This is a genomic window from Pseudomonas sp. DTU12.3, from assembly GCF_004124275.1.
Taxonomy (GTDB): Bacteria; Pseudomonadota; Gammaproteobacteria; order Pseudomonadales; family Pseudomonadaceae; genus Aquipseudomonas; species Aquipseudomonas helmanticensis.
In genome coordinates this window covers 5,049,407-5,074,530 of the sequence record NZ_CP027218.1, presented here as the reverse complement: position 1 = coordinate 5,074,530, position 25,124 = coordinate 5,049,407, and the positions used below count along the sequence as shown (strand labels likewise).

At 60.3% G+C, this 25,124-nt stretch carries 17 protein-coding genes and 1 pseudogene; 6 read left to right on the top strand and 12 right to left on the bottom strand.

What is annotated here, in order from left to right; genetic code table 11:
- Both C2E19_RS23270 and C2E19_RS29085 read left to right on the top strand, forming a co-directional pair.
- A complete protein-coding gene (locus tag C2E19_RS23270) occupies positions 1–4,527 on the top strand; it encodes a neuraminidase-like domain-containing protein (RefSeq protein ID WP_129395259.1) in 4,527 nt (1,508 codons plus the stop codon).
- A complete protein-coding gene (locus C2E19_RS29085; RefSeq protein ID WP_174823948.1) occupies positions 4,524–8,060 on the top strand; it encodes a hypothetical protein in 3,537 nt (1,178 codons plus the stop codon). Before C2E19_RS23270 ends, C2E19_RS29085 begins: the two co-directional genes overlap by 4 nt.
- On the opposite strand, the gene C2E19_RS23260 is transcribed toward C2E19_RS29085, so the two are convergent.
- From C2E19_RS23260 to C2E19_RS23235, 6 genes are read right to left on the bottom strand one after another with little or no spacing between them, the layout of a single operon-like run.
- Complete coding sequence (locus C2E19_RS23260; protein WP_129395258.1) at positions 8,057–9,388, bottom strand: DUF58 domain-containing protein; 1,332 nt, start codon at positions 9,386–9,388, stop codon at positions 8,057–8,059. The genes C2E19_RS29085 and C2E19_RS23260 overlap by 4 nt on opposite strands.
- Positions 9,385–10,386, bottom strand: coding sequence for a MoxR family ATPase (locus tag C2E19_RS23255; RefSeq protein ID WP_129395257.1), 1,002 nt, complete (start codon positions 10,384–10,386; stop codon positions 9,385–9,387). The genes C2E19_RS23260 and C2E19_RS23255 overlap by 4 nt, the downstream gene beginning before the upstream one ends.
- Complete coding sequence (locus tag C2E19_RS23250; protein ID WP_129395256.1) at positions 10,383–11,546, bottom strand: DUF4350 domain-containing protein; 1,164 nt, start codon at positions 11,544–11,546, stop codon at positions 10,383–10,385. The genes C2E19_RS23255 and C2E19_RS23250 overlap by 4 nt, the downstream gene beginning before the upstream one ends.
- On the bottom strand, positions 11,543–13,099 hold the full coding sequence (locus C2E19_RS23245; RefSeq protein ID WP_129395255.1) for a DUF4129 domain-containing protein: 1,557 nt from the start codon (positions 13,097–13,099) through the stop codon (positions 11,543–11,545). Before C2E19_RS23245 ends, C2E19_RS23250 begins: the two co-directional genes overlap by 4 nt.
- Positions 13,086–14,063, bottom strand: a complete 978-nt coding sequence (locus tag C2E19_RS23240; RefSeq protein WP_129395254.1) for a stage II sporulation protein M — start codon at positions 14,061–14,063, stop codon at positions 13,086–13,088. Before C2E19_RS23240 ends, C2E19_RS23245 begins: the two co-directional genes overlap by 14 nt.
- Positions 14,060–14,785: an RDD family protein gene (locus C2E19_RS23235; RefSeq protein WP_129395253.1), complete on the bottom strand. Its 726-nt coding sequence runs from the start codon at positions 14,783–14,785 to the stop codon at positions 14,060–14,062. The genes C2E19_RS23240 and C2E19_RS23235 overlap by 4 nt, the downstream gene beginning before the upstream one ends.
- A gap of 181 nt (positions 14,786–14,966) precedes the next feature.
- Here C2E19_RS23235 and sbcB point away from each other — a divergent pair, with 181 nt between their 5' ends.
- Positions 14,967–16,397, top strand: coding sequence for an exodeoxyribonuclease I (sbcB, locus tag C2E19_RS23230; RefSeq protein WP_129395252.1), 1,431 nt, complete (start codon positions 14,967–14,969; stop codon positions 16,395–16,397).
- Between the two features lie 99 nt (positions 16,398–16,496).
- On the opposite strand, the gene mvaT is transcribed toward sbcB, so the two are convergent.
- Positions 16,497–16,874, bottom strand: coding sequence for a histone-like nucleoid-structuring protein MvaT (mvaT, locus tag C2E19_RS23225; RefSeq protein ID WP_064391821.1), 378 nt, complete (start codon positions 16,872–16,874; stop codon positions 16,497–16,499).
- 336 nt (positions 16,875–17,210) lie between these two features.
- Between mvaT and purU the strand changes: the two genes are divergently transcribed.
- Together purU and C2E19_RS29040 are read left to right on the top strand one after the other, a co-directional pair.
- Positions 17,211–18,059 carry a formyltetrahydrofolate deformylase gene (purU, locus tag C2E19_RS23215; RefSeq protein WP_016983125.1) on the top strand — a complete coding sequence of 283 codons (849 nt, stop codon included), beginning with the start codon at positions 17,211–17,213 and terminating at the stop codon, positions 18,057–18,059.
- 100 nt (positions 18,060–18,159) lie between these two features.
- Positions 18,160–18,336 (top strand): hypothetical protein, encoded by a 177-nt coding sequence (locus tag C2E19_RS29040; protein ID WP_164979449.1) that lies wholly within the window; start codon positions 18,160–18,162, stop codon positions 18,334–18,336.
- 86 nt (positions 18,337–18,422) lie between these two features.
- Here C2E19_RS29040 and C2E19_RS23210 read toward each other — a convergent pair whose 3' ends face one another.
- The 5 genes and pseudogenes from C2E19_RS23210 to C2E19_RS29480 all read right to left on the bottom strand — a co-directional run.
- Positions 18,423–19,418 carry a lysylphosphatidylglycerol synthase transmembrane domain-containing protein gene (locus C2E19_RS23210; RefSeq protein ID WP_129395250.1) on the bottom strand — a complete coding sequence of 332 codons (996 nt, stop codon included), beginning with the start codon at positions 19,416–19,418 and terminating at the stop codon, positions 18,423–18,425.
- Positions 19,415–20,191, bottom strand: coding sequence for a DUF2334 domain-containing protein (locus C2E19_RS23205; protein WP_129395249.1), 777 nt, complete (start codon positions 20,189–20,191; stop codon positions 19,415–19,417). Before C2E19_RS23205 ends, C2E19_RS23210 begins: the two co-directional genes overlap by 4 nt.
- On the bottom strand, positions 20,184–21,275 hold the full coding sequence (locus C2E19_RS23200; RefSeq protein WP_174823978.1) for a glycosyltransferase family 1 protein: 1,092 nt from the start codon (positions 21,273–21,275) through the stop codon (positions 20,184–20,186). The genes C2E19_RS23205 and C2E19_RS23200 overlap by 8 nt, the downstream gene beginning before the upstream one ends.
- Before the next feature lie 187 nt (positions 21,276–21,462).
- On the bottom strand, positions 21,463–22,227 hold the full coding sequence (locus C2E19_RS29485; RefSeq protein WP_372238489.1) for a methyl-accepting chemotaxis protein: 765 nt from the start codon (positions 22,225–22,227) through the stop codon (positions 21,463–21,465).
- A gap of 93 nt (positions 22,228–22,320) precedes the next feature.
- Positions 22,321–23,352, bottom strand: a pseudogene (locus tag C2E19_RS29480) (cache domain-containing protein); the annotation flags it as partial.
- 189 nt (positions 23,353–23,541) lie between these two features.
- On the opposite strand from C2E19_RS29480, the gene C2E19_RS23190 reads away from it, so the two are divergent.
- Positions 23,542–25,029 carry a helicase HerA-like domain-containing protein gene (locus C2E19_RS23190; protein WP_129395246.1) on the top strand — a complete coding sequence of 496 codons (1,488 nt, stop codon included), beginning with the start codon at positions 23,542–23,544 and terminating at the stop codon, positions 25,027–25,029.
- Positions 25,030–25,124 lie beyond the last annotated feature (95 nt).

Here is a 25,124-nt window from a genome sequence, read left to right as displayed (position 1 = left end):
ATGCAAAACCTGCAGATCAATGAACTGACAGAACGCTACACGGCGGCCATGGTGGAAGCGGTGCTGGGACAGAAACTCTGGTCCGGTGCAGTGACTTTGAAAACCGCCGATGATTTGAGCCGCTATCTGATGCTCGACACCCGTGACAGCGCACAACTGCAAGCCACCCGGACGTCCTCGACCGTGCGCTGTCTGCAAGAGCATATCCAGTCGGTCTACAGCGGCATGGAGAAGGGTTACGAAGACAGCCATTTCGAAGACGATGACTTGCAGTACTGGTATCAGTTTCTCAGCCACTACAGCACCTGGTCGGCCAATGTGCTGCTCAAGGATCAGGCGGAAAACTATATCGTGCCTTCGCTGCGTCTGAAAAAAACCACCTTGTTCCGTGCCCTTGAAAACAGCCTGAACCAGATGCGTTTGACGAGTGCGTCGGTGCAACAGGGTTTGATGGAGTACACCCAGGCTTTCCAGCGCCTGTGCGATCTGGATGTGCTCAGCGGCTACATCGATGGCGAGAATGTTCAGGACGCCCGCTATTACCTGGTGGGCCAGGAACGGACGGCGCCATTCGCCTATTTCCTGCGCAGTGTGAAGGTCGAGCTGGACAAAGACACCCGCAAGATCAATCCCGCCGCCTGGGGCGAGTGGCAGAAGGTCGAACTTGCCACAACCGGTAGCGTCGTCGATATCCGCTGTGTGAACTGGCTCGGGCTGCCGGCAATGGTCTGGTGCGAGTGGCGTGATCGTCAGATCGACAGTAACGGTGTGGTGCAGGCCCCGTGGTCGCTGGAGATCAAACTTGCGTTCAGCACCCTGAACGGCCAGTGGTCAGCGCCGCTGTCGCTGCATCAACGCGATTGCGAGTACGACGTGTCCAACGGACGGCTGACGGTCGTGTCGCTGGGCGACGGTGATCCCCGAGATGATCGACTGGCCGTCTGTTACACCAATCGGCACAGCCTGGACGGGCAGATGCCGCTGCACGACATCGAGATCCATGAAACCCGCGACGCGCTGTTTCGTAAGATCAACGATGATACGGCGACTTTGCTGGCAATGACATTCGGGCGTTTCAGTGATGTGGCCAGCCTGCAACAAAAGGTGGTGCCGGCCGACTACTCGACAGTCAAGGTCAGCAGCACAGTGGAAACGCCGGGCAGCATTAACGGTAACCTTGAGTTTGACGCGATCTATACCCGTGAGCGTGCAACGGACGGCAACTTTTATGAAGTGCTCAGAGTGCGCGGGCGCTGCGATGCGGTCAGGGAGCAGGGGCGAGTGCTTGAACGCCTGTCGCTCGGTTGGCGAGCGACCACAGCCGATACCTCCTTCGACATCCGCATCGTCGAGGCCGGCGAGCAGCAACTGCGGATCAGCCTGTCGACACGCCGGCTACCGGTGCAGACTCACACCGTTCAGTTGATGGCGGGTTCGGATAACAAAAATGTCCACTCTTTTGCCATCACTGATTTCGTTGAGACGACACCCGGCGACGGCATTTGGCTGGCCGACGCGGTCGCCCCACTGACCAATGAATTGCTCGCTGTCCTGCTGAACAGAACCCAGGACGAAGTGCGCGCCGGCGCCGGTTTTTCCATCACCGGGCTGGGCGATGCGGTTTTGAATGAGCAGAACCAACTGCTGCCCAGGATCCTTTATACCCCGGTGATGTTCAGCCTGGTGTTCGGCGCCCGGACTCAGGACGATCCTGCGGACTGGGTTTCAACCGGCGTTCTGGATGGTCACTACGCGACACCTTGGCGTACCTATCGTCGTCAAGCGCCATCGCTGGGCATCAACAATTTTCCGATCGACACGCCGATCGGATTTGCTTTCGGTGAGGTGGCCGAAGGGCAAAAAGGTCATGGTCGCAACAAGTTTGCCGTCACGCTCAAGGAGCGGCCGCGGTTGTACCTGACGCCTTCCATCGACAAGAGCAGCAGCGAGGGCGCGCAGTTCCTGAGTTTCAACAACAGTGCTCAGGCGCTCAGGTTTTCGCGCTTGAACTCCACGTTCGGCCCAGTGTTGACCAGTCGCGCGGCGGTCTCGGCGGATGCGCTGCTCTCCTGGGATACCCAGCATGTCGAGGAGCCGCGCATGCCTGATGGCAGTATCGAGGAGAACGGGCCGTTCGATGGCTGCAACGGTTTGTGCTTCTGGGAGCTGTTCTTTCATACGCCGGATCTGGTCGGTGCGCGCTTGTCGGCAGAAGGTCGCCAGCGCGAGGCGCAAGGCTGGTACGAATACGTGTTCGACCCGCTGGCGCGCAAGGAGGTGGCTGGCGTATATCCTGACCCCGAAGGCCCACCGAAGATCCTGGCACCGGCCTACTGGCGTTGCCGTCCCCTGCAGAACGAAAACATCGAGTGTTCGTATGAAAGCGCGGCGCCCTCAGACCCGGATGCCATCGGCTATTGCGCGCCGGTACACTTCAAGATCGCGATTTTCCTGCGTTATGTGGAAAACCTGATCGCGTGGGGCGATGCGCTTTATCGCCATCTGGATTACGACAGCATGGTGCATGCGGGGCTCAATTACAGCAGAGCGCTGACCTTGCTCGGTGAGGAGCCGATCACGCGTACAGCGAGCAAATGGCAGGCGAAAAAGCTCCGTGACGTCCTGAGTCTGGTCAGCGAGCGCGATCCGCTCAAAGCATTTGAAGCGAGCCTTGCACTCACTCCGGCCGATGTACCGACGTCGATGTCGATTACGCCTTATTTTGATCTGCTGGGTTCGGGGGCATTTCGTCCCGGAATCAATGAACGGCCCAAAGCGCTGTGGGATCTGCTCAATTCGCGGCAGCACAACTTGCGCAACAATCGTTCGATCGATGGCCAGCCCCTGTCGATCCCCTTGTTCAGCCGGACGATGGATCCGCTGGAGTTATTGCGCGCCCAGGCCAATGGCAGTCAGGGCGTGGCGCGCAATCCGGGAGGCCAGGTGCAGGTGGTGCCGTACAAATGGCAAACCGTTTACAGCTTGGCGCTGCAGGGCGTGGAGTTTCTGATCCAGCAGGAAGATCAGTTGCGTACCTGGCTGGAATTGCGCGATCGCGGTGAGCTGGAAACGCTGCAGCAAAATCACCTGATCGAGCTGGCCGATTACACCATGGCGATCCATGAGGCGACGATTGCCCAGATCGAGGCGACTGCCGCGTCGTTGCGTCAAAGCGAGAGCATGGTCAACGCCCGCGCGCAGCATTATGAGACGCTGGCCAGGGAAGGTGTTTCCGAGGCCGAGAATCTTGTTCTGCAAAAAAGCCGATCGGCCCGGGACTGGGCGATGGGCGCCCAGGTCAGCCGGGTATTGGGTGGGGCACTGGATACGGCGCCCAATATTGGCGGGACCTCTTTCGGCGGCTTCCGTCTTGCCGGCCCGCTCTATGCGTTGGCCGATGTCTTTCAGATCGGTGCTGACAACTTGCGCGGCGAGGCCGAAGAGCTCGGCGTCATCGAGCAGTACCGACGCCGCCAGCAGGAATGGGAGTTGGCCCGCGATCAATCGTTGGCCGAATTGCGGGTGCTGCGCGAACAGTTGCTGGCGCAGGAACATAGCCTTGATGCGGCCCGTGCCAGTTTGCAGCAGAGCCAGATCGTCAACAAACAGGTCTTGGCGGTGTATGCGTTCTATCAGAGTCGCGCGACGGGCCTGGCGCTGACCAACTGGGTGGTCGGCCAGGTCAAGACCTTGATTTACCAGGTCTACGATGTCGTCGCCGGACTGTGCCTGTGCGCTGAAACCTGTTGGCAGTATGAATTGGGCGATTACCAGAGCCGGTTTGTCCGCCCCGATGTATGGATGGACGCCTGCCACGGATTCACCACCGGCCAGTCGTTGAAACTCGATCTGCTGCGTATGGCCGCAGCGCGCATCAAACGTGACGAACACCGGCTGCAACTGGTCAAGACGATATCCCTGCGCACTCTGGATGCAACCGCCTGGGAACTCTTCAAAAGCTCGGGAACGCTGGCGATCAAGCTCAATGAAAAACTCTTCAACGAAGACTATCCGGGACATTACTGCCGGCAGGTCAAAGGCTTGTCACTGACCTTTCCCGGTCTCCTGGGACCATATCAGAATATCTGCGCGACGCTGGTGCAAATCAGCAGTTCCACGTTGCTGGAACCGAACCTTGAGGCGGTCAAGTATCTGCATGACCCGGCCAGTGGCAATCCCCCGCCCGGTGCGCTGGTGCAGAACCTGCGTCCATACCAGCAGATAGGCCTGTCGCTGGGGCTGGACGACAACGGTATCGCCACTCGGATCGACGATGAGCGTTACCTGCCATTCGAAGGCACCGGCGCGCACGCCGAATATGTACTGACCCTGCCACGCCATGACCAAACCGCTCAGGCAAGTCTTCTGGACTCGTTGACGGACGTCATTTTGACGCTGGTGTACCTGGCGCGGGATGGCGGGCAGGCGTTCGCGGTTCAGGTCGAAGAGTTACTCAAATCCAGCCCCGTCAATGATTTGCCCGGTGCGGCCATGCGCGCCCAGCGGGCAGGGAAACAACTGCCATGAGCGAACAAGATATCCATGCCCGCGACAACTTCATCGTTAACGGCGACTTCCGCAATGGCCTGGACGGCTGGAAAATTGATGACGAGCGCAAGGTCACCCGCCAGGAAGGGTTGTGGCAGGGCCAAACGATCGGTTTCATGAACACCACGAATATGGGCGAAGGTTCGCAGTCCATCTCACTGGCGACACTGCCGCGCCCGACACCGGGCAGGGCCGAATACAAATTGCTGTTTTCCTACGAGGCAGTCCAGGGCGCTGTAGGTACGTTGCGGATCAATCCCGGGCTCGGCGAGGAGGTGGATTTGCGTTTGGTGCCTTCGCGGCTGAAGACGGCCGAGCCGCCAGTCGGTCCGGACGGCCTGCTACTGGATCTTTATCTGGTCGAGTATTCGCACATGCTCGCGCTGGGGGCTGCTGAGCAGACGGTCATCTTTACCGTCATCAGTCCGGACAATGGCGGGCCGGGTCGCCCGGGGGCCGTTCGTTTCACTTTGGCGCACGTAGAGTTGTTGCTCGAACCCCTGCGACTGGACAGTGTTTCTATCGACGGTGCAGCACAACCGCCCGACGTCAGGCTGCACTTGTGCTTTGGCGCCGTGCATGAGCTGACTCTGCAACTGGCTGACGACAGTGTCTGGCTCGCCACGCAGGCGGGTCTGCTCGTCAACGATGAGGAGCAGGATCCTGAGAATATTCTGAATGCCGGTCCGGTCTGGGGGCGGGAGCATCCCGTAGCTGATCCCTGGAGGATTAACTGCGCCGGGATTACTCAGGACATACAGATCGAACGCACCTTGGGCGTGCGCAGTCAGTACACCGCCGAGACCTGCGAGTTGCCGACAGTCTGCGGGCATTTCCAGCTCGATGTCGTGGCATTGCAGGAGGCCAAGTGGTATCCGGTGATCGACCTCGCGCAGCAGGTAGATCTTCGAATCCGTGTGCAATCGCATTACACCGAAACACCTCTGGCCAACCGAGAGGTCACCTGGACGCTCAAGGGCACCAATGGTGAGGATGATGTCGTGTTGGCCAGTCAGCCTTCGGATCCGAACGGCGAGTCGCTTTTGAGCTGGGCGCCGGGCCTCTCTGGTGATTGGCTGATCGAAGCGTCGGTCGACAGCTATTACAAGCAGGAAAATGCCCGACATGTGTTTGCGGTCAAAGTACTGAAAGAGGACCCTTGGCTGAGCGCCCGGTTTGCCCTCGACGGGCCTTCACGCGATGGGGTCTGGGGCAGCGAGACGGCCCATCCCTGCCGAGGCGCGAGCCATGCAGTGTCACTGGCGTTTGCAGCGGAACACTTGCTGGCCGAGACCGAACTGGCGCTGCATTGGGCAGGGGAAGACACTCCGGACGGACTGGGCATGAGCTTTATGCCGCTGCTTGACGACGGCAATCCGCTGCAGGAGCCAGGTCAGGTCTGGACAATGGAGTGTGGCAATCTGCGCGACAGCTTTTTCACATTCACTGCCAGTTGTTCAAAGTTGCAGCTGCCTTCACCCCCGCAGGCGCTGGCGCTGGCGCACAACTGGCTGGAGCTGGGTGAAGTAAAGCTGCCGACCCGTTTTCCTTCGGTGGGCGGGGCGGTGTTGCCAGTGCAGATTCAAGTGCTGTCGAGGGTCCCGGATGTGGGGCCAGTGAGCGGGGTCGACGTGTTGTGGCTTCTTGATGGCACGCCAGACCAGACGCTTTCGACGGGCGACGACGGTTGGTCGCAGTATGCCTTCAACCCCCAGGAGGAAGGCTCCTTCACCGTCACGGCCAGGATCGACAGTCGCTATGACAGCGAGGTGCTCGAGTATCGGTTCGAGATCACGGTATTGCCGGAGAATCCTCTGGCTCAATTGACCGCAGTCACGTTGGCAGGAGAGGGCGCCGGGACGGTTGGCCTGCTCTGCGCGCGCAATGCCGAACCGGTTGAGTTGCTGGTCAAACCGGTGGGAGAGACTTTGATCGGCGAGTCGTTTTATTTGAAACTGGTGGGTGAAGATGGCTCCGCTGTGGATTTTCATATTGAGCCTGATCCGGGCATTCGCCGACCTTTACCGAAAGAAGGTTTGCCCTGGCAGTTCAGTTCCCAGTCCACTACCAGTAGCCGTTTCCTGTTGTACTTGTGTCATGACGAGATCACTCCCTATGAGTTGCCGGGCAGATTGTTCTCCTCGATCCTGGAAGACGAGGGGACATTCAGCTTTGATGAACGACCATTGGATGGTGCGAGTACTGCCTATCCCTGCCTGGGCGGTGAACATCGCCTGCAGTTCATGCCCAATGCCGAAAGCGTGTTGACTGGTCTGGATGTCACTGTCCGATGGAAGGACGACGGGGAACGATCGCTCGATGCCAGGCTTGTTCCTGACTATGCGCGTGAATTGCCCAGCAGTGGCCTGGAGTGGACGCTCGACGCAGTCAATAGCACTGAAAGCGCAGCGTTGGCACTGGCGGTAACGCTGCCGCAGGCGCATTTCGCCTACCCGGCAATGACGATGTTGCTGGCCCACAATCGCAACGAAATCGCCGAAGTGCGCGGGCCGACGTTTGACCTGTTTATCGGTGAAAGCACTTTTCTGGAGGTCAAGAGTCGCTCTTACTACACCCGTCGCTCTGTGCCGGGAACGGAAGTCAGCTTTGTGTATCAGGGAACTGCAACCCCCGTGCCGACTGGAGACAATGGCTGGGCCCGTTTTGCATTCACCGCCACGCAACCGGGCACCATCACGGTAGTTGCTACGGTGCCGAGCCCGTACGACGGGCCTGACGCCGCGCCTTCATTCACCTTCGAGTTCACCGTCCTGGCGGCGGTCGTTGCATCGGATACCGCAACGACGCTGCCGGACTTGAACGTACAGGACGAGGTAGAGGCCGAGATTGTCGAGGTCCGCGAGCCGACGTTCGACCCGCAGGTAGGGGAAAACGTTGTGATGGGCCTGAAGATTCGCCTGTCGCAGACTCGCCACGCCGCCTCCGGTATCGAGGTGACGTTCTGGGCCGGGCAAACCCCGGTTCGGGTGGTGACGGACAGCGAAGGCTGGGCATTTTTTTCCTGGAAGGTGGTCTCGGCGGGGGACATTGAGGTGCTCGCGACACTGGATCAGCTCGATGAGGCGCTCAATCCGGCTCGCTCGCATGTGTTCAAGTTCACATCGCTGAATGCCGGTGTCTGGAACGATGCGCTGATTCAGTTGAACGATCTGGGGAAAACGGTCTGGGGCGAGAAAACCCTGTTTCCCCGAATCTCACAGGTGCACACCATCCGGTTATCGGTTGATAAAGCCGCCAGTCACCTGCTCAATCGCGATATCTGCCTTGGATTGAAAGGCTACTCAACCGCCAGGGAACTTGGATTGACCAGTGTGCAACCGGCATTGGGCACGTATCGACAACTGACCAGCGCAGGCTTGAGTTGGCAATGCACGGGAACCATTGGTGGGGCTTATGCCCTGCAACTGGAAGCCTCGCGCCTGCTCAAGCAGTCGCCGCTCAATCCGATGTCTTTGGGGCCGGTGCCGTCGGCCGGGCAGAGTGAGGACTAGAACAGCGCAGCTTTTTTCAAGGTCAGGTACTGCGTCACCAGACTTGGCCCGAATGTCTCGGGCCGGGTTTGCAGGACCGTGATGCCATGCGCGGTCAACTGCTCATGGCATTGTGCATTGGCATTCAAATAGTCGACCGTGGCGCAATAGGTCAGCGCTTCATCGAGGCTTTGCACCGCCTGCTGACGCAATTGATCCAGCAACCCTTCCTGAAGGCTGGCAACCAGCACCCGATGCTGGCTGCTCAGGTGTTTGACGGTGTCGAGCAGTTCTTCATCGCCGGCGTCACGCAAATTAGTGACCAGTATCACCAATGCCCTGCGTTTTTGCCTGGCCAGCAACTGGCTAACCGCCGCCCGGTAGTCGGCTGGCCGTTGGCTGCTATCGAGATCGTAGACCGAGTTGAGCAGGTTGGTAAGTTGCCGCGAGCCTTTGGCTGGCACCAGATAACGCGATTGATCGCCGGCAAATGTAAACAGGCCGACAGCGTCGCCTTGGCGCAACGCCACATAACTCAGCAGCAGACACGCATTCAGCGCATGGTCGAAATGCGACAGCTCACCATCCTGGCTGCGCATTTGTCGACCGCAATCGAGCATGAAGATGATCTGCTGATCACGCTCGTCCTGGTACTCGCGGGCAATCGGCGTGCGCTGCCGGGCAGTCGCCTTCCAGTCGATCTGGCGCAGGCTGTCGCCCTCGCGAAATTCGCGCAGTTGATGAAATTCCAGGCCTTGCCCGCGACGCTGGCGCTGGCGCACCCCGAGCTGGCTGAGCCAGTTGTCCACCGCCAGCAACTGCCCGTCGTAGAGCTTTGCAAAGTCCGGATAGACGCGAATGTCGTCGCTCACGGCGAGCAGGCGTTTGCCGGACCACAGCCCCAGCGGGCTGGGCAGGTTGATTTCGCAAAATTCGAAGGTGAAATGACCGCGCTTGAGCGGGCGCAGGCGATAGCCGACCTCGCTGAACTGACCGGGTTGCAGCTCGACCGACAGCGGCAGGTTTTCGACACTCAGACCCTGCGGCACGTGATCGAAGACCTCTACCGTTACGGGATCACCGAAGTCGTGACTGACCTGCAACCGTACCTCGCTCCAACGGCCGAGTGCGAGGCTCCCGGGCATCTGCCGTTGCACCCGGGGCGAGGGCAGGCGCCGGAGGCGGATGGCGTCGAGCAGCGCCAGTACCAGCAGGGCCAGCAGCAACCCCCAACTGATCGCCGACAGGCTGGCGGGTGTCGGGATGTCGAGTGCCTGCACGGTGCCCAGCAGCGTGCCGACGGCCAGCAGAACGGCCAGCCACATCAGCAGCAGGCGTGACGGTTTCACAGGCGCGGCGCCGGCACTTGGTCGAGCAGTTGCTGCAGCACCTGATCAACCTGCAGACCTTCGATGTCCAGCTCCGGCGCAATGCGCACGCGATGACGCAGCACCGCCAGTGCACAGCCCTTGATGTCGTCGGGAAGCACAAATTCACCACCGCGCAACAACGCACGAGCCCGGCCGCAACGCACCAGAGCGATAGACGCCCGAGGCCCGGCGCCGAGAGTCAGGCCGGGCCAGCTGCGGGTGCTGCGCGCCAGACGCACGGCATAGTCGAGCACCTGATCGTCCAGCGGTAAATCACTGGCAATCCGTTGCAGGGCCTGCACATCCTTGGCTTGCAACACCGTGCGCAACGGCTGCACATCGAGCATGTCGGCGCGAGTCGAGCGGCTGACCTGGCGCGCCATGTTCAACTCCTGATCGGCATCGGGGTAATCCATGCGCACCTTGAGCATGAAGCGATCGAGTTCGGCCTCCGGCAACGGATAAGTGCCTTCCTGTTCGATCGGGTTCTGCGTGGCCAGCACCATGAACGGTTGAGCGATCGGCAGGGCGCGACCTTCGAGGGTGACCTGGCGCTCCTGCATGGCTTCGAGCAACGCCGCCTGGGTTTTTGCCGGCGCCCGGTTGATCTCGTCGGCCAGCAGCAGGTTGGTGAACAGCGGTCCCTTGCGCAGCTTGAACTGCTCGGTGTGCAGGTCATACACCGCGTGCCCGGTGACGTCGCTGGGCATCAGGTCGGGGGTGAACTGGATGCGCGCAAACTCACCGCCAAAGCAACGCGCCAGCGCCCGTACCAGCAAGGTCTTGCCCAAACCGGGCACGCCTTCGAGCAGCACATGACCGCCGGCAATCAGCGCAGTCAGCACATCTTCAATCACTGCTTCCTGGCCGATCACGGCCTTGTGCAATTCGCTGCGCAACGCTTGCGCCAACTGGCTGGCACGCTGGCGTTGCTGGGCAGCGTGGCTGGCGCTGCCGGGCTCGATCTGTTCACTCATAGCGTGTTCCTCAAGGTTTGCAGGCGGGCGACCTGACGGCTGAAGTCAGCGGCGGACATGCGCTGTTTCGGCGGCGGGCTCAGCGCCTGGCTGATGGCGCGGGTCGGTTGCCGGGTCAGGCGCGACAGCGCCAGCCATTGTTCGGCAACGTTCAATTGGTCGAAGCCGGGATGCCGGCGTCGCGCGCGGCGCAGTACATCCTGTTGCAAGGCTTGCAACAGCGTGTGCTGGCCGTTGTGACGCAGGATGAAATCGGCACTGGCGCGCAGGTGTTCCTGCAACTGGCGACGGCCCGTCGGCGCTGGTGCCTGAACAGGCCCGTGGCGGACAGCAACGTGCCAGAGCCACAGGCCGATCAGCGCCAGCAGGGCGACGATGGCCTGCGGGAAATAACGCCAGAGCAGCGACAACAGACCCTCGTGTTCAGTGTTGTAGATCAGGGTGACGTCAGTCTCGGCGCTCAGATACCAGAGCAGCCAGGCGTTGTCGTATTCGCCAATCGACGGGGTTTTCCACAGGTCGGCATCGGTGACCACGGTGACGGTGCCGAGGCCATAGGTCAGTTGCATCATGTGCGTGGCCTTGGCGCTATTGGCCCAGGCCTGCGCGATATTGTTCGGGTCTTCGAGGTGAAAGTCAGTATCGAAACCGGCGTAGGCCGGTGCGTCTTCGTCCTCCAGATACAGCTTGGTCAGTTGCGGATAGCGGTCTTGTTCCTGATCTTCGGGTGGATCCTTCAAGTCCTTGCTCAGGGACTGATGCAACTGCACGCGATCAAGCAGCAAGTCGTTGCTCTGTTTGCTGCGTTCATCCCACAGCGATTCGGCGACGAACACCAGTCGGCCACCCGCGCGGGTCCAGTTGAGGACTTGATCGATCTGGCGCGGTGGCATCTTCGAACGCTCCCCGAACAGCAACAGCGTATGCCCGCGCGGATCGATATCGGCGAGCACCGACTGGCTCTCGGCATGGCTGACGTTGAGGCCGCGCTCACGCAGGAACATTTCTGCCGCCAGATAAGGATTGGCCTGCGCGGCTGGCGAAGGGCCGTGATCGACGACTTCCTGATAAGGCCGCGCCTTGAGGAACAGATAGACGCTCAACGTGCCCAGCAGCACGACAATCAAGGCGCCAACCAGCCACAGCGTGCGCCGGTTCAACGGGCCAATTCCCGGTCGAACAGCACGCGCCAGCCGCTGCACAGCTCTTGTTGCAGCTGTACCGGCGGAATTCGATTCCCGTAAGCCATGTTTTGCCAGTGCCGGGTCAGGCTGCGGCTGTACAGCAGCAATTCTGGACGTTGCATTTGTTCGATACGCGCCAGTACCTGGTTTTCCGTGTCGGCGGGTTTTAGCGTCAGGGCATAGTCATGCAGCAGATGGCTGAGCAAGCCTCGATAGAGCAGACCCAACGCTGCTCGCGGATCGCTCAGCCAGAGTTGTTCGGCGCTGCCGGCGATGTCATCAGGCAGGGTTTCTCGGTTCAGGTCCAGGCCAAACGCTTGTTGGGGCTGCGCTCGCTTGATGCGTGTTGGCAGACTCGGCCGGCGACTGACGAAGGTGCGCAGAAACTCGCGATAGCGCCAGATCAGCCAGCCGAATGCGGCGATCAGCGTGGCCCACAGCAGCACTTCAATGACCTTGGCGAGAACGTTGAAATGCTGACCCTCGAGCCAGCCCAGCAAGGTTTTCAGCCACTGTGGAGCTTCACCGGGTTTGTTCTCCGTGGCCGGTGCGGCCGGGTCATCGCCAAACCGGTAGCGGGTGACGGATTGCTTGTTCTTGAACGGTGCCTGTTCCAGCAGGGCCTTGATGCTGTCGTGCGCGGCCTGGCTGGTCACTGGCTGATTGAGCAGGCGTGGAGCGCTCGGGGCATCGTCAGCGTTGGCGTTTTCAGCGGCCCATGCCGGTTGCAGATTCGGCAGCACCAGACAGATCGCCAACAGCACACCGAGTACGCCGTTGTTCAGGCGTTGGCGCAAGCGGCGGAACACCAGTTCAATGTCCCAGGCTTCCAGTTGCGTGCGGCGGTTGAGGTAAAGGCTGAAGCCGCAGGCGACGTAGACCGGTTCCCAGACCACGAGGATCAGCGCGTAAAAAGCGTTGGTCAGATGTTCCAGCCAACGCCAGTGATGATCGGCGGAGAGGACCAGCGTCTGCCAGTCCCAGTCGGTTTCGATCTGCTGGGGCAGCAGCATGTAGAACAGCACCATCAAACCGATCCACAGCGCGGTTTCCAGGTGCACGCCGATGATGGTCAGCCATTGCGCGGCCCCCGCATTGCGTTGCAACAACACTTGCAGGCGTTGTTGACGAGCAGTGCCGTCGAGGCCCTCGAGCTGCATCACCGGCAGCAGAAAGCTGCGGCTGAAACTCAGCCGTCGCCAGGTCAGGCTGGCCAGCAGTTGCGGCTTGAGCAGGCGCGGCCATTCGCGCAGGGCTTGTTTGAGTGTGGGCGTTTCGCCGAACAGGGCTTTCGACAGGATGTACAGCGGCAGGCGTTCATAAGCAGGTTTCAGCCACCAGAAAATGAAGATCGCCAGCGACGGCGAGTCCCACAGCAGCAGACTGAGCAGGACAAACAGCGGCAGGGTGACAATCGCCCAACTGGTCATCAGCAGGCGTCGATGGCGCTGGCTCATGAGCACGCCGAGATCCATGGCTTCCCAGGTGGTGCGCGGGCGGATCACCACAGTGGCGTCACTCAGGCGCATGGCGGGTCCTTCCGGCGAACAGCAGGTACATCGCCACCAACGCCCATAGCGCTGCGCCAACGGCATATTTGGTCAGCGGCGTGACAGCGGTTTTCGACGACCAATAGGCCTCGATGAACGCCGCGATCAGCAGGAACAGCATGACCCCGCAGATCAGCAACACGCTCTTGCGCGCGGCCAGGCGCAACGCTTCGCCGCGCGTCAGACGCCCTGGTGCAATCAGTGCCCAACCCAGTTTCAAGCCAGCGGCGCCGGCCAGGGCAATGGCGCTGAGTTCAAAGGCACCATGGCCGATCACAAACGGCCAGAAGGTCTGGCCGAAACCGATTTCGCTCAAGTGACCGGCCACGGCTCCGATCACCAGACCGTTGTAGAACAGAAAGAACGCACTGCCGACACCGGCGAGCAATCCGCTGGCGAAGGTCTGAAAAGCAATGCCGATGTTGTGCATCACGTAGTAACCGAACATCACCCAGTCTTCGCTGGCCGCCCGTTCGACGGTGCGCCCGAGGTGCCCGGCGACAGGGTCGTACATGCCTTGCATCTCGCGCACCTGATCGGCGGGAATCAGGTTGTAGACCAGTTCGGGAAATGCATAAACCAGCACGCCGACACCTATCAGGCTGCCGAAAAACAACAGGCCGGCAATCAGTACGAAGGGCCATTCGGCGCGCACCAGTCGCGGGAAGTCCGCGAGGACAAAACTGAGCAGATTGGCGCCGAGTCGACTGCGATGGCGATAAAGTTGCTGATGCCCGCGCAGCGCCTGTTGTTGCAACGAGTCGATCAGAAAACTGCTGTAGCCACGCTCCTGCGCCAGCGCCAGGTGCTGGCACAGCCGGCGATACGCCTTGGGGAAACCGCTGACCTGCGAGGTTTGCTTGCCACGCTCAAGGCGTTCGAGTGCCAGCGCAAAACGCTCCCATTCGGCCTTGTGACGACTTTCGAAAAGGCTCTGTTTCATGTCGGGCCCAACAATCCGCGTGCGATACCGTTGAGTTCCGTGACCGCTATCGGCGCGGAGATATGTAGAGGCTGGGCGAGCAGTGCCGCCAGCTCATTGACCCGTGCTGGCGACAACTCGCCCTGACGCTCGGCAAAACCGAGCACCGCGCGTTGTTCGCTGAGGGTCAGCGGGACCGGTGCGCGCCGAGGTTCGGCGACGGGCAACTGCGGACGCTTGAGGGGGCGTTCGGTGTAAACCACCAGGGTGCCGGCAGCGATGTCGCCGAGGCGTTTGAACGTCGGGTGTTGCAGGCAACTGATGGCGCCGAAGAAATAGCCGAAGGGCAGCAAGTCGACGAATCGCAGGAGGTTGCGCAGCAGCGAGGCTGACCAGCCGACCGCTGTGCCGTCATCGTGGACCACCCGCAAGCCCATCCACTGTTTGCCCGGCGAGCGTCCCTGGCGCAGCACTTCGAACAGCACCATGTACCACCAGCTCACGGCAAACAGCAGCAGCGAGCCGAGGCCCATGCCGAGTTTGCCAAGAAAGGCGAGAGCAATGAACAACACGCCGAGGATCACCCCGCGCAGGCCCAGGTCGATCGTGAAAGCCAGCGCACGCACCATCAGCCCGGCCGGACGCAATGGCAGGTCGATGCCTTCCGGCGTTTCGACCTGGTGCCGCGTATCGAGCGGCGGGGTCAGCGGTGCTTTCCTTGGCGGTGCTGTGGTCTCGAGCATGGGCTACCTGATGTTCGCCTGTTCGGGGTGCAAGTGCCTCCGATGCTAGCAGCCTCTCGGGGGAAAACGACATAACTATGTATTGCACATCGTGTGGCACAAGGTGCTTGAATGACGCGAGGCTGGCCGCGACCGCGGTTGAACGCCTAGACTTCGCCGATCTTCAGTTCAGGAACCGCCCGTGACTTCCATCTTCTGGTACGACTACGAAACCACTGGCATCAATCCCCGTAGCGACCGCCCGTTGCAGGTCGCCGGGATTCGCACCGACCACGACCTCAACGAAATCGACGCGCCGGTCAATCTCTATTGCCAGCCCAGCGAAGACATCCTGCCGCATCCGGCGGCGTGCGCGATTACCGGCATCACCCCGAGCCAGCTCGCCGACAAGGGTTTGAGCGAGGCCGATTTCATGACCCGGGTGCATGCGCAACTGGCGGCGCCCGGTACCTGCGGCGCCGGTTACAACACCTTGCGTTTCGACGACGAGATGACCCGCTACAGCCTGTATCGCAATTTCTTCGATCCCTACGCTCGCGAGTGGCAAGGCGGTAACAGCCGCTGGGATTTGATCGATGTGGTGCGCGCCGCCTACGCACTGCGCCCCGACGGGCTGGTCTGGCCGACCGATGACGAAGGCCGCGTCACCCTCAAGCTCGAACGCCTGACCGCCGCCAACAATATTGACCATGGCCATGCCCACGAAGCGTTGTCGGACGTACGCGCAACCATCGCACTGGCGCGGCTGATCCGCGAGAAACAACCCAAGTTATATGACTGGCTGTTCCAGTTGCGCAGCAAGCAGAAAGTCATGGACCAGATTCGTCTTTTGCAGCCGATGGTGCATGTTTCCGGGCGTTTTTCAGCGGCGCGCAATTACATCGGAGTGGTGCTACCACTGGCCTGGCACCCGAAAAACCGTAACGCCTTGATCGTCTGCGACCTGCACCTCGACCCGCAGGGTTTGCTCGACCTCGACGCACAAACCCTGCGCCAGCGCCTGTACACCCGCCGCGATGACTTGCTGGAAGGTGAGTTGCCGGTGCCGCTGAAGTTGATTCACGTCAACCGTTGCCCGGTGGTGGCACCGCTGGCGGTGTTGCGTCCGGCAGATCAGCAACGCCTGGGCCTGGACATGGCGCTTTATCAGGAACGGGCACTGCGGCTAACTGACGCACAACTAGTCTGGAAAGATAAAGTTGCGACGATTTATGCCAGCGAAGACTTCACCCCGAGCGAGGATCCGGAACAACAGTTGTACGACGGATTTATCGGTGACCGCGATCGACGTCTATGTGAGCAAGTGAGAACCGCAGACCCTGCGCAATTAGCGCAAGAGCAATGGCCTTTCGATGATGAACGTTTGCCTGAGTTGCTCTTTCGATATCGAGCACGCAACTTTCCCGATACCTTGAATTTTGCAGAGCAGGAACGCTGGAGAATATTTTGCCAGCAGCGTTTGTCGCAAGCCGAAATGGGCGCGCCGAATACCCTCGATTCTTTTGCGCAGGCGCTGGAGCAATGGCTGCCAAATGCTACGCCGATGCAAAACCAGGTACTCGGTGAATGGCAGAATTATGTCGAGGCATTACGCAAACGTTTGAATCTTTGAAATCGAACATGTCCGCCGCACAAATGGCGGGCATAAAAAAACGCCAGCGCAAGCTGGCGTTTGTTTTTATCGCAGATCGCTCTGCGAAGGCGTTGCGGCTTAGCCCAGCAGGGTAGCCCAGCCTTCAACCACGTCACCGCCCCACTTGGCTTTCCACTCTTTCAGAGTTTTGTGGTTGCCACCTTTGGTTTCGATGACTTCGCCGTTGTGCGGGTTTTTGTATTGTTTAACTTTGCGAGCACGCTTGGTGCCGGTAGTTTTTACTGCGCCGCCACGTGGAGCTTTGGATTTTGCATCCGGATCCAGCAGGGCAATGATGTCACGCAGGGACTTGGAGTATTCGCCCATCAGGGTGCGCAGTTTGCCTTCGAATTCCAGCTCGGCTTGCAGTTTGTCGTCTTGCGACAGGTTCTTCAAACGGGCTTGCAGCTCTTTGATAGCTTCTTCGGTGGCGCGGTATTCGTTGATCAAGGACATGATTACTACCTTAGTAGAGTGCTGAATGGCAGGGACAGTGGCGCAATAATAGTCAGGCTGTTTCATCAAGTAAACATTTAACCGGAGTTTTTATTTGAATTAGTTACGGGGAATTAGCGGCAAATTGAATATTCAGTTAAATAGTGTGATGCAGTCATCACAGATATTCACACTTGTCTGATCAAGCAGCGCCATTAGCACGCCATCATGCCGGCGACTGTCCCTGTGAAAACGCCTTACGCCGTGGCGGCGCCCACGCCAGCGCTGATCAATACTGCAGTTTTCCTGCGCAGTCGCTAGAATGGCGGCCTTTGCGAAGTTCTGGAGTTTCCCCTCATGCGCACTTTTCGGCTGGTGATATCTTGCCCGGACCGCGTTGGCATCGTTGCCAAAGTCAGTAATTTTCTGGCAGCCCACAATGGCTGGATCACCGAAGCGAGCCACCACTCGGATAATCAGGTCGGCTGGTTCTTCATGCGTCACGAGATTCGTGCCGATTCGCTGCCATTCGGTATTGAAGTATTGCGCGAGAAGTTTGCGCCAATCGCCGAAGAGTTCTCGATGGACTGGCGTATTACCGATACCGAGCAGAAAAAGCGCGTGGTGCTGATGGCCAGCCGCGAATCCCACTGCCTGGCCGACTTGCTGCACCGCTGGCACAGCGACGAACTGGACTGCGACATCTCCTGTGTTATTTCCAACCATGACGATCTGCGCAGCATGGTCGAGTGGCACGGCATTCCTTATTACCATGTCCCGGTCAATCCGCAGGACAAGCAACCGGCCTTCGACGAAGTGTCGCGCCTGGTCAAACAGCACGACGCCGAAGTGGTAGTGCTGGCGCGCTACATGCAAATCCTGCCGCCGGACATGTGCCGCGAATACGCGCACAAGGTCATCAACATTCACCACAGCTTCCTGCCGTCGTTCGTGGGCGCCAAGCCGTACCACCAGGCTTCCCTGCGTGGCGTGAAACTGATCGGTGCGACCTGCCACTACGTGACCGAAGAGCTGGACGCCGGCCCGATCATCGAGCAGGACGTGGTGCGCGTCAGCCACAGCGACAGCATCGAAGACATGGTGCGTTTCGGCCGTGACGTCGAGAAGATGGTGTTGGCGCGCGGTCTGCGTTATCACCTCGAAGATCGCGTGCTGGTGCATGGCAACAAGACCGTGGTGTTCTGATCGAACCCACACAGGCTTGAAAAACGAAGGGTCTGGGCGTTCAATCGTCCAGGCCCTTTGTCATTTAAGCCGCTGTGATTTAAGCCCCGAGGAAAAGCTCATGAGTGATCCACTGGACAAAGCCACGTCCAAAGCCCCGGCAACATTGGGCGAGGGCTGTTTGAGTCGCTACGACCCGGAGGACATGAGCCCGGAGGATGGCACCGAGTTTCCCGGTGCGGCCGAGTTGTGGGAACAACTCAAACCGGAGTCTGATGATGAAACAGTGGATGCCTGAAAAGATCGTCCGATCGCGGCCCGAGCCTGCGGCAGCTCCTACAGGGATCGGGTTTTAATGTAGGAGCTGCCGCAGGCTGCGATCTTTTACGTCTGCGGCACCTTCATCAATTTGCGCAACAACGGCCGACCCAGCATCAACAAAAACACCGGGCCACCCACCAGCAGATAGAAGTAATACGTCACTACCCGCCAAATCAGAATCGCCGCCGCTGCGGTGGATTTCCCCACCATCGGAGCCAACAGCGCCGCTGAGGTCAACTCTGCCGCTCCCGCACCGCCCGGCAACAGGCTGAACTGCCCGGCGCCCAGCGAGAGCATCTGCACGAGGAAACTCCACGCCCACTGCAAGTCCGCACCCAGCCCGCGTAACGCCAGATACAGCACGCTGTAACGCAGCAGCCAGTGCACGCACGTCAACGCGAAGACTTTAATCAAGGTCTGCCAGGGTAGCTTCAAGGTATCGGTGAACGCTGCGAGAAAGTGCAGCAACTTGCGCGTCCAGCGCCGCCGGGTGCTGGCCTCGACGTTCATCCGTGCCAGCAGGCGCCCGCTCAAACGAATCAAGGCGCGGTGATAACGCGCGATCAGCACGCAACTGAACAAGCCGCCAAACAACGATATCGCGCTGACCATCAGCAGCCATTCCAGTCGATCGCTGAGGTGCTGAAACAGTGCGTAAATCAAAATACCGCTCAGCGCACACAGGAAGAACAGCAAATCGCTCAACTGATCCATGGCAAATACTGCGCTGCCGCGCGCCGGACGCACGCCATTGCGCGCCAGCAAGGCCATGATCGTCAGCGGCCCGCCGCTGCCGCCGGGTGTGGCGCAATAAGCGAATTCCGCCGCCATGACCACGCCGAGACTGTGCAGCGGCGTGACCCGGTCGCGCTGATCGCCGAGCAATAAACGCAAACGCAGGGTATTGATGCCCCAGCACAGCAGGATCATGGCGAACATGATCAACAGCCATGACAGCGGAAAACGTTGCAGGCGCGCCCAGGTTTCACCACCGCCGAGCACGACCGGGATCAGCACTGCCGCGAGCAGGCCGACCAGCAGGAGAATGCCGCGGCTCATGCGGCGCGTTCCGCTTGACCGCGCTGTTGTGCCAGCCAGTGCATTTTGGTCATCGGTACGCGTCCTTCGGCCAGCAAGCGTTCAAGGGTGTGCAGCCAGTAATGGCGGGAGAACTCGTGGCGCATGTCCACAGGGTGCAAGCCTAGACGAATCACCGGCGCCTGACGCCAGCGCTGCTCACGCTGCTCGCTGAGCATTTTCGACAAGCCTCGACGCCAGGCACTGCGGGCGCTCCAGACCAGTCCGGGGGCACCAATGGCAGTGAAATCCGGCAAACGATAAAGGTGCTGCGGATCACTGGTGTAGCTCAACGGCAATTCGCGCAGGGCTTGCCGGGTGCCGTCACTCATCAACCAGGCCGGGGCGACGAAACCGTGCAGCGACCAGTTGTGCTGCTGAAATACGTCGATGCCGGCGCGCAGGCGGGCGAGGGCGCTTTCTCGGGACAAGCGATAGAACTCGCCTTCATGGGTGTAAACCCGGCGCATGAACCAGTCGCGTGGCGTGGTCGGAGGCGCTTCCCGGTCGTCGTGGAAATAGCCGTGCAACGCCAGTTCGTCACCCCGGGCGACGCGCTCACTCAGTAGTCGGCAAAACTGCGGATGTGCCTGGAGGGCATTGTGGCGATGGAAATCGGGCACCACGAGCCAGGTCATTGGTACATCGCCGAGGGCGTCGACGGCTTCGACAAACGGCTGGTAATCCGCCCACGTGCTCGGCGCCACGTCATGCAGCACCAATAACAGGGCGAAGTCGTTCGGTGTCTCAGCCATTGGCAACCTTGTGCAGCGAATGGCCGAGCACCGCGTGATAGTGGCCCAACAAGCTATCGACCACGCTGTCCCAGGCGTAATGCTGTTCGACATGCTGACGCGCCTGCCCACCCAATGTCGCGCAGCCGCGACTGAACACCTCGCGCACGGCATTGGCCATGGCCTGCGGATGGTTCGGCGTACACAACAGGCCGCAGGACTCGTTGATGATTTCCTCGAAAGCCCCGGCCGCCACTGCCACCACCGGAATGCCGCACGCCATGGCTTCAAGGATCACCAGGCCGAAGGTTTCCTGATCACCGGCATGCACCAGCACATCGGCACTGGCCATCAATCGTGCGACTTGGGCGGCGGGACGGAATTCATCGATCACACTGACGTTGTCCGGGACCACCGCCGGCATCGACGGGCCGACCAGCAGCAGGTGATAACGCGCGCCCAGACGCTGCATGCATCGGAGCAGCACGGGGAGGTTTTTCTCTTTTGAACCGCGCCCGGCATAGATCAGCAGCCGTGTGTCTTCGCTGATGCCCAGTTGGGTGCGCAGATCCGGATCGCGAGCATCAGGGTGAAAGGTCTGCAGATCCACTCCCAGCGGTTGCACAAATACATTGCGCACACCGAGGCCGCTGAGCTTGTCCGCCATGACCTGGCTCGGCGCGAGCACGCGGTCGAAGTTGCCGTACAGTTTGGTGACGTAAGCCTCGACATTCGGCGTGAGCCAATGGCCCATGCGATTGCCGACCAGCAGCGGCAGATCGGAGTGATAGAAGCCGATCACCGGCACATCCAGTTGTCGCCGGGCGTCCAGTGCGGCCCACGCCGTGAGGTACGGATCGCCAACTTCGATCAGATCAGGCTGTAAATCCTGCAGGACGTTTCGCCAGGGCGCGAGGCGTAGAGGAAAGCGATAACCCTTGCCGAAGGGCAGGGCAGGGGCGGGAACCGTGTAAACGCCGTCGTGTTCGCCGAAATCCGCGCCGGGGATCAGCAGGCTGTGACGAATGCCGGGTTTGACGCCCAGACGACGATGTTTGGCATCCAGATACGTCCGTACGCCACCGCTGGCCGGGGCGTAGAACATGGTGATGTCGGCGATATGCACGGTGATCAACCCTCCGCAGCTGTGTTCTCCCTTGGTTGACCTTTATCAAGAATAGATGTTCGGTCGGGATTACTGCGGTGCGGGCAGAAGCAAAAAGATCGCAGCCTGCGGCAGCTCCTACCTGTGTATCCCTGTAGGAGCTGCCGCAGGCTGCGATCTTTTGCTCTTAGATGCGGAAGCTGCCAACCAATTGTTTCAGGCGCGAAGCCTGCTGCTCGAGATCCGAGCAAGCGCGCAACGTCGCCTGCAAGTTCTCCACACCTTCCTGGTTCAGCGTGTTGATCTCGGTGATATCGACATTGATCGACTCGACCACGGCCGTCTGTTCCTCGGTCGCGGTCGCCACCGACTGGTTCATCCCGTCGATCTCGCCAATGCGCTGAGTCACGCTGTTCAAACGCTCCCCGGCAAGGTTGGCGATTTCTACGCTGTCCTGGCTGTGGCGCTGGCTGTCGCTCATGGTACTGACCGATTCACGCGCGCCGACCTGCAGCTCCTCGATCATCGTTTGCACCTGCTGCGCCGATTCCTGAGTGCGATGCGCGAGGTTGCGTACCTCGTCCGCAACCACGGCAAACCCGCGTCCGGCCTCACCGGCCCGCGCCGCTTCGATCGCGGCATTGAGTGCCAGCAGGTTGGTTTGCTGGGAAATGCTGGTGATCACTTCGAGAATCTGGCCGATGTTCACGGTTTTGCTGTTCAGCGACTCGATGTTGCTGCTCGACGCGCTGAGCATGCTCGACAGCTGATTCATCGCCTTGATGCTGCGATCCACCACTTGCTGGCCGTCTTCGGCGAGGCCGCGCGCGTCACTGGCCTGACTGGAAGCTTGCGCGGCGTTGCGGGCGATTTCCTGAGCGGCGGCGCCGAGCTGATTGATCGCGGCAGCCACGCTGCTGGTGCGCGAAGCCTGTTGATCGGAGTTGTACATCGACGAGTTCGACGCGGCGACCACACGCAGGGCGACTTCGTTGACCTGGCCGGTGGCGGACGAGACTTCGCGGATCGAGCCGTGGATACGCTCGACGAAGCGGTTGAACGCCGTCCCCAGAACACCGAATTCATCATTATTGACGATGGTCAGGCGTTTGGTCAGGTCACCTTCGCCGTCGGCAATGTCTTCCATGGCGCGGGTCATCACGTGCAACGGCTGGATCAGGATGCGGATCAGCATGCCCAGCAGCGCGAGGATGATCGCCACGGCAATCACGGTGGCAATTACCGCCGAGGTGCGGAACTGGCTGAGCATTGCGAAGGCCTGATCTTTATCAACCGACAGACCGATGTACCAGTTCACCGACGGCAGGCCTTTGATCGGCGCGAAGGTGACGATGCGGGTCTTGCCATCGACGGTGACTTCACTGAAGTCGCTGCTGATGCGCGGGGTGTCCTGTGGATAGGCTTCCTTCAGTGACTTCATCACCAGGGCTTTGTCCGGGTGCACCAGAATCTTGCCGTCGGCGCTGACCAGGAACACATAACCCATGCCGTCGAAATCACGCGCGGCGAGGGTGTCGACCAGCGATTGCAGGCTCAAGTCGCCGCCTACTACGCCGACGCTCTGCCCGGCCTTTTTCGAGGCGGTGGCAATCGAGATGATCAACTGACCGGTGGCGGCGTCGATGTACGGTTCGGTCAGGGTCGAGGTGCTGCTGCTCTCGGCACCTTTGTACCAAGGGCGCACGCGCGGATCGAAACCGTCGGGCATTTTCGTGTCCGGGCGGATGGTGAAGTGCCCGGTGGCATCGCCCAGATAGGTGGCCATGAACGTCGAGGTCAGGGTTTTCTGTTCCAGCAGGCTGGCGACGTTGGCCGGTTCCGGGTTGATGGCGATGTTCTGGGCGGCGTTCTCGATCAACAGAATGCGACCGTTGAGCCAGGTCTGGATATTCCCGGCAGTGACCTCGCCCATCTCGTTGAGATAGCTGTTCAGGTCAGCGCGGATCGCGTTGCGCTGTAGCCAGTCGTTATACAAGGTAAACGAGGCGAAGGCGGCGATGACGATGAGGGCGGCGGCAAGCAAAATTTTATGGCTGAAGCGCAGATTTTTGTTCATGGCTTGGGGTTCCGCTAAGGTCTTAATGTCCAGGGCGTGCTTTTATAGAAGCGCGCAAAATGGGCAAGGTTGAAAGTAAGCTGATATTTCCGTCTCTCCTTAGGGAAATGTCCGTCCTGACTTTTGGTCAGGTCTTACACCTCTCTTTATCGGCCATGCAGAATCAAAGATTAACCAACGGGTGACAAAATGCCTGACTCATCGCAACTCGTTATCGGCGCCGACTTCGCGGGGCAGGAAATTGGCCAGGCCATGCGCCTGGCGAACCGGCACGGGCTGGTCGCCGGTGCCACCGGTACTGGCAAGACCGTGACCTTGCAGCGTCTCGCCGAAGCCTTCAGTGACGCCGGCGTCGCGGTATTCGCCGCCGACATCAAGGGCGACCTGTGCGGCCTCGGTGCCGCTGGCAACCCGCAGGGCAAGGTCGCCGAGCGCATCGCCGGGATGCCGTGGCTCAACTACCAGGCGCAGGCTTATCCGGTGACGTTGTGGGATATCCACGGTGAGTCCGGTCATCCATTGCGCACGACGTTGAGTGAAATGGGCCCGTTATTGATCGGCAGCCTGCTGGAACTGACCGACAGTCAGCAGTCGGCCCTGTACGCCGCGTTCAAAGTCGCCGATCGCGAAGGCTTGTTGCTGCTCGATCTGAAGGATCTGAAGGCGCTGCTCAATCACCTCAAAGACAATCCGCAGATGCTCGGCGACGACGCCGCGCTGATGACCACCGGTTCCAGTCAGGCGTTGTTGCGCCGTCTGGCGACGCTGGAACAGCAAGGCGCTGAAGCCTTGTTCGGCGAGCCGGCGCTGCAACTGGAAGACATCCTGCAACCGACCGCCGATGGCCGTGGGCGCATTCATCTGTTGGACGCCAGTCGTCTGGTGCACGAGGCGCCGAAGGTCTACGCGACGTTTCTGTTGTGGCTGCTGGCCGAACTGTTCGAGCAACTGCCCGAGCGCGGCGATGCCGACAAACCGCTGCTGGCGTTGTTTTTCGATGAGGCGCACTTGTTGTTCGGCGACACGCCCAAGGCTTTGCAGGAGCGTCTGGAACAAGTGGTGCGGCTGATTCGTTCGAAAGGCGTTGGCGTGTATTTCGTCACCCAGTCACCGGCGGACCTGCCGGATGACGTGCTCGCGCAGTTGGGTTTGCGTATCCAGCACGGCTTGCGCGCCTTCACCGCCAAAGAGCAGAAATCCCTGCGCGCGGTGGCGGACGGCTTCCGGTCCAATCCGGCGTTCGATACGTTGTCGGTGTTGACCGAACTGGGGATCGGCGAGGCGTTGGTCGGAACTCTCGCCGAGAAGGGCACGCCGGAAATGGTCCAGCGCGTGTTGGTGGCGCCACCGCAATCACGGATCGGGCCGTTGACCGCCACCGAGCGCACAGTGCTGATCGCCGGGTCGCCGTTCAAGGGCCGCTACGACAAGCCGATCGATCGTGAATCGGCGTATGAAATTCTCATGGGCCGTAAGGGCCTGGCGCCGGAAGCCGGGGCACCCGCCGGCAAGCCTGCGGTTGAAGAGCCAAGTTTGGCTGACAGGGCCGGAGAGTTTCTCGGCACCGCCGCTGGCCAGGCGCTGAAATCCGCCATGCGCCAGGCCGCGAATAACCTCGGCAAACAATTGGTGCGCGGTTTGATGGGCTCACTACTGGGCGGCAGCAAACGCCGCTAATCCTGAAGTATTGGAGATCAGAATGTGGGAGCGAGCCTGCTCGCGAAAGCGGTGTGTCATTCAACTTTGATGTTATCTGACACAACCTCTTCGCG

Coding starts and splice junctions, on each gene's coding strand:
- C2E19_RS23270 (WP_129395259.1), top strand. CDS start 1: ATGCAAAACCTGCAGATCAATGAACTGACAGAACGCTACACGGCGGCC.
- C2E19_RS29085 (WP_174823948.1), top strand. CDS start 4,524: ATGAGCGAACAAGATATCCATGCCCGCGACAACTTCATCGTTAACGGC.
- C2E19_RS23255 (WP_129395257.1), bottom strand. CDS start 10,386: ATGAGTGAACAGATCGAGCCCGGCAGCGCCAGCCACGCTGCCCAGCAA.
- C2E19_RS23245 (WP_129395255.1), bottom strand. CDS start 13,099: ATGCGCCTGAGTGACGCCACTGTGGTGATCCGCCCGCGCACCACCTGG.
- C2E19_RS23240 (WP_129395254.1), bottom strand. CDS start 14,063: ATGAAACAGAGCCTTTTCGAAAGTCGTCACAAGGCCGAATGGGAGCGT.
- C2E19_RS23235 (WP_129395253.1), bottom strand. CDS start 14,785: ATGCTCGAGACCACAGCACCGCCAAGGAAAGCACCGCTGACCCCGCCG.
- mvaT (WP_064391821.1), bottom strand. CDS start 16,874: ATGTCCTTGATCAACGAATACCGCGCCACCGAAGAAGCTATCAAAGAG.
- purU (WP_016983125.1), top strand. CDS start 17,211: ATGCGCACTTTTCGGCTGGTGATATCTTGCCCGGACCGCGTTGGCATC.
- C2E19_RS29040 (WP_164979449.1), top strand. CDS start 18,160: ATGAGTGATCCACTGGACAAAGCCACGTCCAAAGCCCCGGCAACATTG.
- C2E19_RS23210 (WP_129395250.1), bottom strand. CDS start 19,418: ATGAGCCGCGGCATTCTCCTGCTGGTCGGCCTGCTCGCGGCAGTGCTG.
- C2E19_RS23205 (WP_129395249.1), bottom strand. CDS start 20,191: ATGGCTGAGACACCGAACGACTTCGCCCTGTTATTGGTGCTGCATGAC.
- C2E19_RS23200 (WP_174823978.1), bottom strand. CDS start 21,275: ATGTTCTACGCCCCGGCCAGCGGTGGCGTACGGACGTATCTGGATGCC.
- C2E19_RS29485 (WP_372238489.1), bottom strand. CDS start 22,227: ATGTACAACTCCGATCAACAGGCTTCGCGCACCAGCAGCGTGGCTGCC.
- C2E19_RS23190 (WP_129395246.1), top strand. CDS start 23,542: ATGCCTGACTCATCGCAACTCGTTATCGGCGCCGACTTCGCGGGGCAG.